Source organism: Sphaerospermopsis sp. LEGE 00249 (genome assembly GCF_014299995.1).
Lineage (GTDB): Bacteria > Cyanobacteriota > Cyanobacteriia > Cyanobacteriales > Nostocaceae > Sphaerospermopsis > Sphaerospermopsis kisseleviana.
The window spans coordinates 13449-27648 of sequence record NZ_JACJUZ010000048.1; the positions used below are offsets into that span (position 1 = coordinate 13449).

Below are 14200 nucleotides of genomic sequence, written 5' to 3' on the forward strand. Positions count from 1 at the left end.
GAGATATTAACTAACAACAAAAACTAACAACAAAAACTCATGACTTACGCAAAAGGGAACGAAAGTAGGGGTAATTCATGAATTACCCCTACGCAAGAATAAGGTTTTCAGTCACATCTTGCGTAAGTCCTAAAACTGTATATCTACGCAGGTATATTTATCTAGATACAGCAGATTTCAGATCAATCAAGATCAATCAGTTATAGAATCTAAATTGAAACCTATACAGAAAGAGAGTTTTACTCCTGACTCCTGACTCCTGTTGTATTTAGATAAAGCACGAGGTACATCTGAGGTACATCTTGAGCTTCCTTGTCAGTGGGAAATTTGATTTTTTCTTCAGGATTAAGTTTATTATGTAATAATACCTGTTGACAAAGTGCTAAACCTTGATTCCAAGCGTGTCTAGCTACTCCTGCGTGTTGCGCCAGTAGTAGTCGTTGTTGCTTGTTAACTTTGAGTTGGGTTTTGAATCCTAGTAGCATACAGTGATTTTACTGTAATTCTGTCACAAAGCCAAAAGATAACAGGAAATTTTCAGCAAATGTGAGTATTTGTTATTATTGGTTAAGAAAACAGTAACTAGCTACTAACCCTCTCTACTATCCAGAAACAACTTCTCAACTCGAACCCCAGAAAAAGTTTTAGACTGATAAAGACACAAGCTTTAATGGGAGTGTCAACTGCTCAATTAGGACTCAAGAATCCCGATGTTAACAGGTACAATTTTGCAGAGTGGAAAATATACCATTATCCAAGAAATAGGGAGAGGTGGATTTGGTATTACTTTCAAAGCTACGCATCATTACTTAGGTCAAGAAGTAGTGATGAAAACTATTAACGAACGGCTCAGGCAACATCCTGATTTTCCTAAATTCGAGCGTCAATTTCAAGATGAAGCTAGAAGATTAGCCGCTTGTGTCCATCCTAACATTGTCCGAGTCAGTGACTTTTTTGAGGAAAATGGTTTACCTTACATGGTGATGGAATATATTCCAGGGGAAACTTTAGGTCAAGCTTTTGTGTCACCAGGAATACCTTTATCAGAAGCAACCGCAATTCATTATATTCGCCAAATTGGGGCAGCATTGCAGGTGGTACATAATAACAGTTTGCTGCACCGAGATATTAAACCTGATAATATTATTCTCCGCCAAGGCACTCAGGAAGTTATACTGATTGATTTTGGCATAGCTAGAGAATTTAATAGCGGTGTTAAACAAACTCACACTGGTTTAGTGAGTGAAGGCTATGCACCTATTGAACAGTATTTAAGCCAAGCAACACGCACCCCAGCTACCGATGTTTATGGTTTAGCTGCTACTTTGTATGCACTTTTAACCGGACAAGTTCCCATACCAGCATTATTACGAGATAGACAACCAATGCCTTCTCCCCGTGAACTGCAACCCTACCTGAGTGCAGCTATTAATCAAGCAGTTATGCGCGGTATGGCTGTGGAGTCTCGGTTTCGTCCGGCGACAGTAGCAGAATGGTTACAATTGTTACCTGGAAGCGGTTTGGAGATGACACCGCAATTACTTACTCAACCCGCACCAACGATTAATGTATCAGCACTAGAAGCAGAAAATCGGCAAAAACAACCAGCACCTATTCCTGCTCCTATATCATCACCAGTAAGTAAAGTTACAGTATTACTAAACAAAATTGTTACATCTAAGGCATTTCTTAGCGTGGGTGTAGCTTTGGTAGCTATGACAGCAGGATTTACTGTGACAAGAATGTTACCGAAATCTCAATCACAAGCCCCCAAGCCACTTTTTGAACAACCTCTTCAAGAACCTACTACACCACAACCGGTAGTTGAAACTACACCTTCACCGGAAAATCAAGATCATCAAACTCAATCTTCTAGTGAGTCGGCATCATTTTCTACTTCAGAACGACGCAAGCGCAAACGTAATTTTTCCCCAGAACCAACTCCCACTAACGAGAGTGTTTCTCCAGAAACTGCGCCTGAACAAGAAAATTCTTCTGAACTTACACCCGGCAAAAATCAGCAAACTACATCTACACCAGTGGTTACTCCCACACCTTCATTAGTGGAGAAGCTACGGGAAGCTAAATCATCTCCTCAACCTACCCCATCTCCAGAAAAAGAACAAGAAAATATCTCACCCCCTGCTATTGAAAATAACGATTCTGCTCAACCGGAAAAACCAGAAGCACCTGTAGTTATACCAACAGCACCGCCACAACCGAAAAATTCTGTGGTTGTACCCACAACACCACCTAAGCAATCTGAGAGTAAAGATTCTTCTACTGTGGTTGTACCAACACAAGAAACAAATTCAAAAGAAAAAAATGCAAATGCACCTGCTAATAATAATTAGGGAATGCTATTGAAAGTCTTCTCGTGGAGGCCGGTAAGAGTTTGGTTTATCTGTTGGTAACAAAATTTTTTCATCTTTCCTAATCTCCTAGCAGATAGAGGAGTATATAAAAAATTATGCTCCATTAGCTAGAAGTTAGAAAATATTCAGGTTTTTATAATTTGAAGTCATTACGCAGTCTGCTTAAAAAACGTCATACACTCATCCTCTGAAATAGGAGAAATAATTATGACAATGACAGGATTAGATACTTTTGATGCTACTGTACAAAAAACAATTCCTTGGATTAATGAGTTAGCAAAAGAGTTAGGTTGGGAAAATAAACACCAGGTTTTTCAAGGTTTGCGAGCTACATTACACGCATTGCGCGATCGCTTGACTGTGGAAGAAGCTGCCCATTTGGGAGCGCAATTACCCATTCTTCTAGGTGGATTTTATTACGAAAATTGGCGACCAGGTGCAAAACAAACTAAAGATAGAACAAAGGAGGAATTTTTACAGCATATTCGGGATTATTTCCGCAATGTTAATGCTGATATTGATCCAGAAACTTTGGTGCGTGCTGTCTTCAAAGTTCTTGCTCAAAGAGTTTCCCCAGGAGAAGTTGAGGATGTTATTCACATGATGCCCCCTGCTTTGCGAGAACTTTGGCCGGAAACTGTGCGTACTTAATTTACTAATTAAAATGGGGCATTTTCATCTTTGTTGAGTTGCCCCAAAACACATTTCAATGGTGACAAATAAATAATCCTGTACTGAGCTAGTTTCTAAGTTTTTTATTAATTAACCGCAAAGTACGCAAAGTACACAAAGGAAGAGAAGGAAGAGAAGGAAGATAATTAGTAATCTTTTGGGGGAAAGGGAGTAAAATCAATATTTTCAGGGTATTTTGTTATTTACGATTGATTGAGAATTAGTATATAATATTTTCGCACCTTTATCATAAAAACAGATGACACAGGGGAAAATATTACTCGAACCAGGGACTTTATGGAAGAGGGTAAAACAAACTACAACACACGCTTTAGAATGTGAAGCTTTAAAATCTATTCCCACAGAATTTGAATTTGTGGAACAAGATGGGGTTAAATTTTTAGTGAGAATTTTAGCAAATCTCAACCGTAAAAAAGCCGCAAAAGAACAACAAGAAAAACAAACTGCTAAGACAGGTAAAGAATTTAATCCTTTTTTACCTTATGAACAAGATTTATTTGTAACTGACATTTCCGAAACTCATGTTTGTATTTTAAATAAGTTCAATGTTGTTGATTATCACCTATTAATTATTACCCGTGCTTTTGAGGAACAGGAAAATTTATTAACTCTCGAAGATTTTACGGCAATGTCGGCTTGTTTGGTTGACTTTGATGGGTTAGTATTTTATAATGGTGGTAAAATTGCTGGTGCAAGTCAGCGACATAAACATTTACAAATAGTACCAATTTCTGGAAAAGAAATACCCATTGCACCATTAATAGAAACAGTTAAATTTACAGAAGGTATCACAACTATACCCGGACTGCCTTTTTTACACGCTTTTACAACTTTTGCACCTAATGAAACAGCAGGGGTGACGTTAGCGAAATATTATGCTTTACTAGAGATGGTAGGCATTCAGGCAGTTGATAATAATCAACAATCGGGAGCATATAATTTTTTAGCAACGCGAGAATGGATGTTAATTATACCACGTTTGCAGGAGGAATTTGAGTCAATTTCTATTAATTCTTTGGGCTTTGCTGGTGCTTTGTTGGTGAGAAATACTGAACAAATGCAGCTAGTTAAAGATATTGGTCCAATGAATATTTTAAGGAAGGTTGCTTTGAGAATTTAGATCCCCGACTTCTGAGAGCAATTGATAATTTTATACAGAAGACAAAAAAGAAGTCGGGGATCTGGTATTACAAATCAATGAAAATTATCTGCGTTTATCTGCGTTTATCTGCGTTCATCTGCATTAAAAAATCTGTTTTCTCTCCATGAGGAAATTAATTTATGGAATCTCTAGATATAAAATGGATTAGATCGCAATTTCCCGCATTAAACCAAACCATTAACGGAAAACCGGCGATATTTTTTGATGGACCTGGAGGAACTCAAGTTCCGGGTGCAGTTTTGGATAATATCAATGATTATTTAGTTAGGTCTAATGCTAACGCTCATGGTTATTTTACCACCAGTGCGCGAACAGATGCGGTAATTAATTCAGCCAGAGCAGCGATCGCCGATTTTTTAGGATGCGATCATGATGAAGTTGTATTTGGTGCAAATATGACTTCTCTCGCTTTTAGTGTCAGTCGTGCGATCGCTAGAGAATTACAACCAGGTGATGAAATTATTGTCACAAAATTAGATCACGCTGCTAATATTTCTCCCTGGGTTGCTTTAGAAGAAAAAGGTGTAAATGTTCAATTTGTTGATATCAATATTTCAGATTGTACCCTAGATTTAAATGATTTAGAAACCAAAATTAATGAAAAAACAAAATTAGTTGCTGTCACCTATGCTTCTAATGCTGTGGGAACAATTAATGATATTGCAAAAATAGTCAAATTAGCCCATAGTTTTGGGGCTTTAGTTTTTGTTGATGCTGTACATTATGCGCCCCATGCACCGATAAACGTCCATCATTTAGATTGTGATTTTCTCGCTTGTTCAGCTTATAAATTCTTTGCGCCCCATCTTGGTATTTTATACGCAAAAAAAGAACATTTAACCCGATTTTCTCCCTATAAAGTTAGACCTGCATCTAATGAAGTTCCATCGAGATGGGAAACAGGAACATTAAATCATGAAGGTTTAGCGGGATTAGTAGCAACAATTAATTACTTAGCTAAATTAGGTTGTCATGTTTCCCCAACTTTAGATAATGAATTACTGGAATCTTTAATAGCAGCAGATAGAGAAGGTTTAACGAGTTTTCATTGTCCCCGGTTTTTAACTTCAGAAACACAAGAAAACCATGAATTAGCATCAGCTTATCATAGTCGTCGTGCAGCTTTGTTAGCAGCAATGACAGCGATTCAACAATATGAAAGAGAATTAAGTAAAAAATTGATTGATGGGTTGTTAGAAATTCCTGGAATTAAGGTTTATGGAATTACAGAACCGGAAAAATTTAATTGGAGAACTCCCACAGTTTCCATCACAATTGACAATAAAACATCGGCAGAAATAGCGAAGTTTTTAGGAGAACAGGGAATATTTACTTGGCATGGAAATTTCTATGCTATTGAACTGACAGAAAAGTTAGGTGTAGAAACATCAGGAGGGTTATTAAGAATTGGATTAGCACACTATAATACTGTAGATGAAATTGGGCAACTTTTGCAAGTTTTAAACTGTTAATAACTCAAATATCCCCCTTAATAAGGGGAGCATCCCAATTTTGAAAAAATAAACACAGCCACACTAAAAAATCTCTTAAACTCTCTTACCTTTGTGTCCTTTGCGCCCTTTGCGGTTCAATCATATTAAACCTAGTATAATTTTCTGCCGTTAGATAAAAATAAATTTACACATTTAGGATGATTTTCTTATTTATTCTTCACCCTGATTTTGACGATGGTTAGCAGCTTGCAATAACAAAGATTCAGCAAAAGCGATCGCCTGATTTGCAGATTTTCCACCCGCTAATTGTGCTAATTCATCCCGACGGGTGTTTAAATTATCTAAACTGGTAACTCTGACAACTGTCCTTTGTTCAGTGTTACCATTTTTATTAATTACTTGTTTATCAACTCGAAAATGACGATCTGCCATTGCCGCAACTAAAGGTTGATGAGTCACACATAAAACTTGTTGATTTTGACTTAATTGATGTAATTTTTCCGCAATAGCTTGGGCAACTCTACCAGATACACCCACATCAATTTCATCAAATATCATTGTTTCCGCCCCATCTTGTTGATTAAAACAAGCTTTTAAAGCTAGTAAAAATCGGCTCATTTCCCCACCAGAAGCAATTTCTGTTAACGGTTGGATGGGTTCACCAGGGTTAGGACTAAACATAAAAGTGATTTTATCTGCACCCATAGCAGTGGGAGAAGTTGGTGTAATTTCCACTTGAAATTTGACCTTTTCCATTGCTAAAGGTTTGAGTTCAGCTAATAAATGAGATGCTAAATTAGCCGCAGTTTGCCGACGTAGTTGGGTTAATTGTTGACTGATTTGGTTAAGATATTGTAAACCAACTTGTTCTTGTTGTTCTAAACTTTCTATAGATTGTTCTTGGTTATTAAGTTCAGCTAATTCTATTTGAATGCGTTGATAATATTCAATAGCTTCTGTGAGAGTTGGTCCATATTTTCGACAAATTTGTTTTAATTCTCGGATGCGTTCTTCTACTTCTTCTAATCTTTGCGGATCAGCTTCTAAACTTTCGCCATAAATGCTAATTTGTCTACCCACTTCCATCACGGTAGCGACTGCATCCCGCACTAATTCTAAAATCGGTTGCAGTTGGGAATCAAATTCAACAATATGATTTAATATAGTTTCACTATCACCTAATAAATCAGCAGCAGTGGGAGATTCGGCATCATTTTGATATAAAGATTGATAAATTTTATAACTCATTTGTTGCAAATCAACAACATGATTTAACCTCTCTCTTTCCTGGGTTAATAATTCCATTTCCTGCGGATCATCAAGATTTGCTGCACTTAATTCCTGAACTTGATAGGTCAGTAAATCGAGTTGTTGTAAGCGTTCTCTTTCCGAAGTGCGGCGTTTTTCTAAAGTTTGGTATGTTTGTTGATAGGCACTATAAGCAACAGAAACCTGTTGACGTTTTTGAATTAAATTATCACCACCATATAAATCTAACCAATCTCGCACCTGTGCAGATTGTCCCACTTGTACAGTTTGACCTTGGGCAGTAATTTCTACTAGGCGATCGCGCAAATTTCCCATCATTTGCCGATTTACCAACACCCCATTTACCCGTGATCGACTGCGGATATTATTGTTATTTGCGGTAATTTCTCGACTAATAATTATTGAATTATCATCAATTAAATCAATTTCTTGTTCACTTAACCAAGCCGATAAAATTGCATTAATACTAAAAGTCCCTTCTACTAAAGCGCGACTTGTTCCAGTGCGAATCACACGACTAGAAATTTTACCACCTAAAATCGCATCAATCGCATCTAAAATGATTGACTTTCCCGCGCCGGTTTCACCGGTTAAAACATTCAAACCAGCACCAAATTCTAGTTCTAACTGGTCAATGAGGGCAAAATTTTCAATTCTGAGACACAGCAACATCAGGCCACAATCTCCGTGAAGGTAAATGCCGGATTTTTAGAATACTTCTTAATTTTATCCCGATCCAGTCGGTAATGTATAGATGGTGATGCTTTGAGTAGTAAGTGAAGTAACTAATGTTACTAAGTTAAGCTGAATAGGATTTACAGGATTAAAGGATAAAAATAATTTAAAATGATTTTAAATAATTTAAAATGATTTAAAATGATTTAAACTTTACCTAATCTTTATCCTCTAATCATACTGATAAATGAAATTTTAGTTAATAGTTAATAAACCATCTATATCTGTTGGAAAAGGACAATCTTCCGGGAATTGATGATCATATTCCTTATTCATGTTTTTCACTGCATCTTGATAACATTCATCAACCACTGTTAAATAATAATTACGCAAGCTGGGAGAATCTCTAAAAATCCGTTTTAGTTCCTGTTGGGTACGACTAATAGTGACATCCCAACCACGATAGCATTCAGGCAAATTTACATAGCGTCTTTTGAGTAAATGTTCAAATAAAGTAGTTAATCTACTTTCTAATTCTCTTCTATCTCTTCCCCCCAAAGCTTCTATCTCCTCAATTAAATTTTCCCAGTCTACATGAATATAATCTTGAGATTTTAATTTGCTGATTGTGTTTTCAACCCACAAAGCAAAGTCCGTTTGATAAAGATTTTGCACTGATAATTTAGTCATAGTGTTGATTTTGATGATACAGGAATTTTGTGTGTCAAATCTAGGATTTACAGGATTATCAGATAAACAGGATCAAATTAACATTCCATAAAATCAATTATAACCTGATGCCTTCAATAATGGATAATTAACAATGAAAAATTGACAATTACCTCTTCCTTAAAGTCAGAAGCTTGAAAAAGCATAATTTCTGGCTTTTTACCTTAAAAGGGGAGGTTTTAAACCTATAATTAAACAATTATCAATTATCAATTATCAATTATCAATTGATAAATCCTGATTCTGATAACTACAAACCCAAAGTCCTACCCAGAAAACCCGCAACATCAAAGTAACGAGTATCACCCACAGTCTGATATTTTAACACCGTCTTTAAGCCATTTTCTGCTGGTGCAGATTCTAAAACATGAGATTTAAAATTTACCTGATTTACACCACCACGTAAAGCTTCATTTAACACCCTTCCCACCAGCTTACCCTGACTAGGCACTTTTAAATTTAACACTTTTGCCAGAGTTACAGCCACATCTGCATTACTCACTGGTGCTTCATCTACATATTGCGTTTTAAAGTCTGGTCCGATGGCAGTCATGTTATTAAAAGTATCCGCACGGCTAAAACTTCCGTGCATTCCCTGTCCTTGTTGTAAAGTAGTATCAGCTACAACCACACCGCAAGCTGTGGGTACACCACAACCCGTATCAAAAGAACGGAAATTAACAACTATTGAAGGTGTAGGAGTGCGTGATTTTCCTTGTAATTTGATTGCACTTAAAGGTAATGTACCGGGGATTTTTCCTAAAGTATCATTGACAAACAAACCACTTACATAATCTTGTTTGAGGAGAGAATTAACAATTTTTTGGGCGTAATATTTTTGATTTTCATTGTTTGGTAAATCAGGTAAATAAATTAAATCAGAACCACCATTCCCAGCAATAACTATCTCTGGATTTTGCGAATCTTTACCTAAAATACTATTAGTAGTATTAGTAGAAAATTGTCCTTGTGTCGGTTCAACTATTGAATTTTCCTGATCTGGGTTAAATAAAGCAAGTTCTAAATCATGTGCTAAATCATGTGCTAAATCAATTCCTAAAAACCCAGGAGGTAAAAAACCAGCAGGGACATTTTCATAACTGAGACTTGCTGCATAACTAGTTTTACTTTCTTTACTAATGGTAGAAAAACCATGATCCGCAGTCACAAATATATTTGTGTTTTTTGCCAAATCTAATTTTTTTAAAGTAGCGATAATCTGCGCTAAATTATTATCTACATTGCGTTTTGCAGCTTGAACAGTAGAACCATTGATACCAGGAACAAGTTGATTTAAACTATCACCGTGATTGTGTTGTGTTCCATCTGGATCACGTGACCAATAAACCAAAACAAAAGGTTTTTTTCGTTGTTTAAATAGAGGTAAAATCACCTTAGTTGTCGCATCTACAAAATATTGCTGTTGTTTAATATTGGCAACTTTTGCACCGGGATTTTGACTATCACCAGCTTTACCATTTTCACCCCGTGGTGGTGTAATTAAAGGTAGGGAATTTTGGGTTAATAATTTGCTAATTTCCTCACTCAGAGGTATTCCTGTTGATGTACCAGTAGCGTCATCAATAATAATTGTCGGTTTACCCGTTTCTTGAGTGATATCTTGAATTAAAACAGGACCTAATTTACCTACCGCAGCAGTGCTAAAACCTGAATTTTTCGCTATCGCTAAAAGACTAATTTCATTTAAGAAATTATTACCAAATTGTTGGTTAACTTCTCTGAGAACTGCGTCATTTTCTAAAAATGGAACTATGGTATTTTTCGCGCTTTTAACTGGTACATTAACTTTAATATTATTGCTAAAATCTCCTGTATCACCTAAATAATGACCTGTAGCAATCACAGAAGCATTAGCTGTGGTAAAAGTAGGAAATAGAGAATGAGAGTTAACAAAATTCACACCCTGTTCTTTAATTGACTGTAAAGTGGGTGTGTCCGTAGCATTTACAGTCATAGGACGTAAACCATCAGTCACAAAAATAACCGCATTGTGTGGTTGAGGTGGTTTAGCAAATACTTGAAAACCAATAAAAACAGCAATTAAACAAACTAATAAAATAACCCAACGATCACCTTGTGTAAAAATCCTCATTATCTTAGTGATTTTTAGGACATGAAGATTTTACAACTTATAGCATCAAATAATACTTAAATTTCTGTAAAGAATCATAAGATTAAATAATATTAAGATCCCCGACTTCTTTAAGAAGTTGAGGATCTGAGGAATTACGCAAGATTAAAAATTAATAATAAGAAAAAACCGCAAATCACAAGTTTAAAAAATTAACAAACAGTTTGGCGAGTCTTTTCTGTATTGATAGGTTTAACGAGGTAAAGCTTCAACATATACCACACAATATTCATCACCAAAGGAATTTTTTGGAAGAACTTCTCAATTACAGATTTGTTACTGTTTTTGAGATCAATCAATTTCTGATTATTGATCGCACATTGTTCCAAATTCCAGAAGAAATAGGGATGATTTGTATTGAGAATCACAGGAAAAGCCCTAGCTGCGGTTTTGTTGGTTTCTGTGATCACTTGACTATTGTATTTACGGGGATGAATTCCTAAAATTTCATAAAAATTCGCCCGTTCAAAAACTGTCATAGTATGGGTGACAAACACTGTTAAGAGGAAAAAACGCACCCATAAACGTGCTTTCCAATTATTCCATAAATGAGGTTGAGAACGTAACAAAGCCTTGAAAAAGTCACCATGTCTATTCTCATCCTGACACCAGCTTTCAAACTTCCTAAATAAAGGATAAAATTGAAATTCTGGATTTTGTGCCATGTGGCGAAATACTAAAATATAACGCCAATAACCAATTTTCTCCGATAGGTAAACTGTATAAATTACCCATTCTGGAGGGAAGAAAGTATAAGTCCGTTTTTTAGTCATGTAACTCAAGTCAAGGGATAAATTAAAATCCGCCATTGACTTGTTTAAAAAACCCGCATGACGGGCTTCATCCCGTGCTAAATATTCAAATGCTTCAGAGAGTAAAGGGTTACTGTTTTTGATACGACGAGATAATTCTTTAAACAGTAAAAAACCGGAAAATTCCGAAGTACAAGACCTTTCTAAAAAGTCAATAAAGGCAAGTCTTTTTTCTCCCTGAATGTGATCCCAAGACTGTTTAAATTCATCATCTCTGATAAAATGATGACGGTTATAATCTGCCTTGAGTTCATCAACTACAGCCCTGATTTCTTCTTCATAACCGGAAATATCCATTTTCGCCACAGCATCAAAATCTGTGGTATAAAATCGGGGTGTTAATAATGTTTCTTGAACAGGTGCTTTGACACCTGGTTTCAACAACTCAACTGGGGGAGTTTCCAAAGACTTAACCATGATACTCCTTTTGCTATTTTATCCTTGTAGAATTATCTAAACATAAATAGTAATGAGTAGTCATCAGTTAAATTATTGAAAGTAATTTGTACAAAATCATCTGAGATAATTTAGCAATTACAGAAAATTTTTATGGCATTTTTTCTATATTTAATTAGGGGTTGCTGAGAAAGTCTTTCCGTGAGGGCATAGGAGTCAGGAGTCAGGAGTCAGGAGTCAGGAGTCAGGAGTCAGGAGTCAGGAGGAGATTTGAAAATTTCTTTGCCATCTCTTGAAATCCCAAAAAATGCACACTTTTTCCGGTATACCCTTCAAAACCCTTGCACTAATTTCTGTGTTTATCAGCCTCTAACCTTTAATATATCAAGGTTTTAGGTTTATTCAGCAAACCCTAATTACTCATTTTTGCTTTTGCGGCTAGTGATGGATACTTACCAACTTCTATTAAAAACTGTCTTTCTTGAATCCGATCATCATTGTTAAAATCTAAAATACGTGCTGTTACTTCACCAATATCTGTTAATGGTTGAATCACAGCTTCCTCAAGTCGAAAATGATCACCCCAAAAGTCTCGACGGGGATTAAAAAATCTCACCAGTTCACCATTTCGCCAATTAATTGAACCTAAATCTGTACCTTTTTGCAAATTACAAAAAACACACGCATAACAAAGATTATCCTCTGTACTTGTTCCACCGTGTTTAACACTAATAATATGGTCAACTTGACAACCAGATGATCTATCTACTGCTGAAATAAGACAGTATTCACAGATATTTCCAGCACGTTCCACAACTAACCGTCTTGTTTCTAAATTAATGTAAGGACGAGACATTTTATTTATCCTCTGTATTGATATATTTATAAGCCTTAGCTTTAGCTAAAGTAATAATGTGTTCTAGATTCAAAAAAATATCTAACTCCCGTTTTTCTTCTTTGGTGAGTTGATTATTTTTCGCTTTGTCAATTAAATCTTCTAAACGGTTTTGTGCTGTTTCTGAAAGGTGGAAATTAATTAGACTTTCGGGAGTAGTACCAGCAGCGAGAAAATCTATAAATTCGTCGTAGACTGTAATGATTTTGACAGATGTACTCATAGTTGTATTCTTTTTTATTATTTTAACTGTTATTTACAAGTATATACATAAAATTCAGTAATTATTTTAAATCCCAGTAAATTTATTTGTCAATACAAAAAATAGAGTAATTTTACTCAATAAAATATAAAATATCATCAAATCCTGAATCTCGTTATATTTAAAAGTCTAAAGAAATATGAATATCTTTATATTAATAAGAAGATTGATAGTTAAATATTTTGTAAGAGTAAAAATAACCCTGATCTTTAGCAGCAGTGGTATTTGCTGGATAGATTAGTGGATCACCCCATAAACCCAGAATAGTCATTTTTTCCTGTTGACATCGACTGTGAACTGGTAAACGAGTCGATGACTATTGAGCAAATTTGGCGCTTGAAAATGAAGGAAGCAACAATGAGTAATAATTTAGCCATCAAACTGCGTTCTGGTACTCAACAAGCTCATACAGATGCAGAAAATGTCGGTTTTATGAAATGTTTTGTTCAAGGAGTTGTAGACAGAGAATGCTTTAGTAAATTTTTGAGTAATCTGTATTTTGTTTACAGTGAACTAGAAACAGCAATTGAGAAGCATAAACAACATCCTGTAATTAGTGTAATGTATTTTCCCGAACTAAATCGCCAAGCATCTCTAGAACAAGATATGTTATTTTATCATGGTAATCTCTGGCGGAATTTCATTACACCATCCACAGCAACTCAAAAATACCTGGCGCGTATTCACCAACTTTCTACCCATGAACCTGCTTTATTATTAGGTCATGCCTATACTCGTTATATGGGTGATCTTTCCGGTGGACAAATGCTACAAAAAGTGGCTCAGTCAGCTTTGAAATTGTCTGGTTATGAAGGAACTGAGTTTTATAACTTTGCCCAAATTCCCGATAAACAGGCATTCAAAAATAAGTATCGGCAAGCATTGGATAATGTGCCTGTTGATGATGTGATGGCTGATAAAATTGTAGCAGAAGCTAACCATGCTTTCTACTTAAATATGGAGATAATTAAAGAGTTAGAACCAATTTTAATGCAAGCATTAGGTCGAGCTACATATAACGACCTAGTTTGATATTTTCACTCTGTAAATTACCTGTAAACTAACAAAAACCCTCTCCTACTCTTCTTACTTCGCGTACTTTGCGTACTTTGCGTACTTTGCGGTTTATTGCCAACAATAGTATTCACCACCAAACAAGTTTGTGTAGTCGTGAATATACCCCACAAAAGCAGATCGTATTTTACAGCTATTTTCAGGTAAATAAACCACATTTTGATTTAGGTTAAAGACATGAAAACTGCTGTAAATCAAAACCGGGTTTCTTGCAGTAAGTCCTAGCTATTTAGTTTCACTTTAGTTTCATTA

Annotated in this window: 12 protein-coding genes; 5 read left to right on the forward strand and 7 right to left on the reverse strand. The window is 35.6% G+C overall.

Features of this window, described 5'->3' with window-relative positions; all coding sequences use genetic code 11:
* Nucleotides 1-239: 239 nt before the first annotated feature.
* Nucleotides 240-485, reverse strand: coding sequence for a helix-turn-helix domain-containing protein (locus tag H5968_RS16400; protein WP_242052590.1), 246 nt, complete (start codon nucleotides 483-485; stop codon nucleotides 240-242).
* 225 nt (nucleotides 486-710) lie between these two features.
* Between H5968_RS16400 and H5968_RS16405 the strand changes: the two genes are divergently transcribed.
* From H5968_RS16405 to H5968_RS16420, 4 genes are all read left to right on the forward strand, one after another.
* Complete coding sequence (locus H5968_RS16405) at nucleotides 711-2354, forward strand: serine/threonine-protein kinase (protein ID WP_187040797.1); 1644 nt, start codon at nucleotides 711-713, stop codon at nucleotides 2352-2354.
* 228 nt (nucleotides 2355-2582) lie between these two features.
* Nucleotides 2583-3026, forward strand: coding sequence for a DUF2267 domain-containing protein (locus H5968_RS16410; protein WP_096572335.1), 444 nt, complete (start codon nucleotides 2583-2585; stop codon nucleotides 3024-3026).
* A gap of 280 nt (nucleotides 3027-3306) precedes the next feature.
* Nucleotides 3307-4188, forward strand: a complete 882-nt coding sequence (locus H5968_RS16415) for a DUF4922 domain-containing protein (RefSeq protein WP_187040798.1) — start codon at nucleotides 3307-3309, stop codon at nucleotides 4186-4188.
* Between the two features lie 161 nt (nucleotides 4189-4349).
* Nucleotides 4350-5702 carry a cysteine desulfurase-like protein gene (locus H5968_RS16420; protein ID WP_187040799.1) on the forward strand — a complete coding sequence of 451 codons (1353 nt, stop codon included), beginning with the start codon at nucleotides 4350-4352 and terminating at the stop codon, nucleotides 5700-5702.
* A 192-nt stretch (nucleotides 5703-5894) separates the two neighbouring features.
* Here the strand turns inward: H5968_RS16420 and recN are convergent, their stop codons facing one another.
* The 6 genes from recN to H5968_RS16450 all read right to left on the reverse strand — a co-directional run bounded on the left by recN (nucleotide 5895) and on the right by H5968_RS16450 (nucleotide 12835).
* A complete protein-coding gene (recN, locus tag H5968_RS16425) occupies nucleotides 5895-7625 on the reverse strand; it encodes a DNA repair protein RecN (protein WP_187040800.1) in 1731 nt (576 codons plus the stop codon).
* Nucleotides 7626-7883: 258 nt separating this feature from the next.
* Nucleotides 7884-8318, reverse strand: a complete 435-nt coding sequence (locus H5968_RS16430; RefSeq protein ID WP_187040801.1) for a DUF29 domain-containing protein — start codon at nucleotides 8316-8318, stop codon at nucleotides 7884-7886.
* 289 nt (nucleotides 8319-8607) lie between these two features.
* Nucleotides 8608-10470: an alkaline phosphatase family protein gene (locus tag H5968_RS16435; RefSeq protein WP_187040802.1), complete on the reverse strand. Its 1863-nt coding sequence runs from the start codon at nucleotides 10468-10470 to the stop codon at nucleotides 8608-8610.
* Nucleotides 10471-10661: 191 nt separating this feature from the next.
* Nucleotides 10662-11738 carry a magnesium-protoporphyrin IX monomethyl ester (oxidative) cyclase gene (gene acsF / locus H5968_RS16440; protein WP_187040803.1) on the reverse strand — a complete coding sequence of 359 codons (1077 nt, stop codon included), beginning with the start codon at nucleotides 11736-11738 and terminating at the stop codon, nucleotides 10662-10664.
* Nucleotides 11739-12129: 391 nt separating this feature from the next.
* The gene (locus tag H5968_RS16445) at nucleotides 12130-12573 is read right to left on the reverse strand and encodes an HNH endonuclease (RefSeq protein ID WP_187040804.1); all 444 of its coding nucleotides are present in this window, start codon (nucleotides 12571-12573) and stop codon (nucleotides 12130-12132) included.
* A 1-nt stretch (nucleotide 12574) separates the two neighbouring features.
* Complete coding sequence (locus tag H5968_RS16450; protein ID WP_187040805.1) at nucleotides 12575-12835, reverse strand: hypothetical protein; 261 nt, start codon at nucleotides 12833-12835, stop codon at nucleotides 12575-12577.
* Nucleotides 12836-13231: 396 nt separating this feature from the next.
* On the opposite strand from H5968_RS16450, the gene H5968_RS16455 reads away from it, so the two are divergent.
* A complete protein-coding gene (locus H5968_RS16455; RefSeq protein WP_187040816.1) occupies nucleotides 13232-13906 on the forward strand; it encodes a heme oxygenase (biliverdin-producing) in 675 nt (224 codons plus the stop codon).
* Nucleotides 13907-14200 lie beyond the last annotated feature (294 nt).

Excerpts from the sequence above, each read along its gene's own strand:
- H5968_RS16400 (WP_242052590.1), bottom strand. The coding sequence starts at position 485 with ATGCTACTAGGATTCAAAACCCAACTCAAAGTTAACAAGCAACAACGA.
- H5968_RS16405 (WP_187040797.1), top strand. The coding sequence starts at position 711 with ATGTTAACAGGTACAATTTTGCAGAGTGGAAAATATACCATTATCCAA.
- H5968_RS16410 (WP_096572335.1), top strand. The coding sequence starts at position 2,583 with ATGACAATGACAGGATTAGATACTTTTGATGCTACTGTACAAAAAACA.
- H5968_RS16415 (WP_187040798.1), top strand. The coding sequence starts at position 3,307 with ATGACACAGGGGAAAATATTACTCGAACCAGGGACTTTATGGAAGAGG.
- H5968_RS16420 (WP_187040799.1), top strand. The coding sequence starts at position 4,350 with ATGGAATCTCTAGATATAAAATGGATTAGATCGCAATTTCCCGCATTA.
- recN (WP_187040800.1), bottom strand. The coding sequence starts at position 7,625 with ATGTTGCTGTGTCTCAGAATTGAAAATTTTGCCCTCATTGACCAGTTA.
- H5968_RS16430 (WP_187040801.1), bottom strand. The coding sequence starts at position 8,318 with ATGACTAAATTATCAGTGCAAAATCTTTATCAAACGGACTTTGCTTTG.
- H5968_RS16435 (WP_187040802.1), bottom strand. The coding sequence starts at position 10,470 with ATGAGGATTTTTACACAAGGTGATCGTTGGGTTATTTTATTAGTTTGT.
- acsF (WP_187040803.1), bottom strand. The coding sequence starts at position 11,738 with ATGGTTAAGTCTTTGGAAACTCCCCCAGTTGAGTTGTTGAAACCAGGT.
- H5968_RS16445 (WP_187040804.1), bottom strand. The coding sequence starts at position 12,573 with ATGTCTCGTCCTTACATTAATTTAGAAACAAGACGGTTAGTTGTGGAA.
- H5968_RS16450 (WP_187040805.1), bottom strand. The coding sequence starts at position 12,835 with ATGAGTACATCTGTCAAAATCATTACAGTCTACGACGAATTTATAGAT.
- H5968_RS16455 (WP_187040816.1), top strand. The coding sequence starts at position 13,232 with ATGAGTAATAATTTAGCCATCAAACTGCGTTCTGGTACTCAACAAGCT.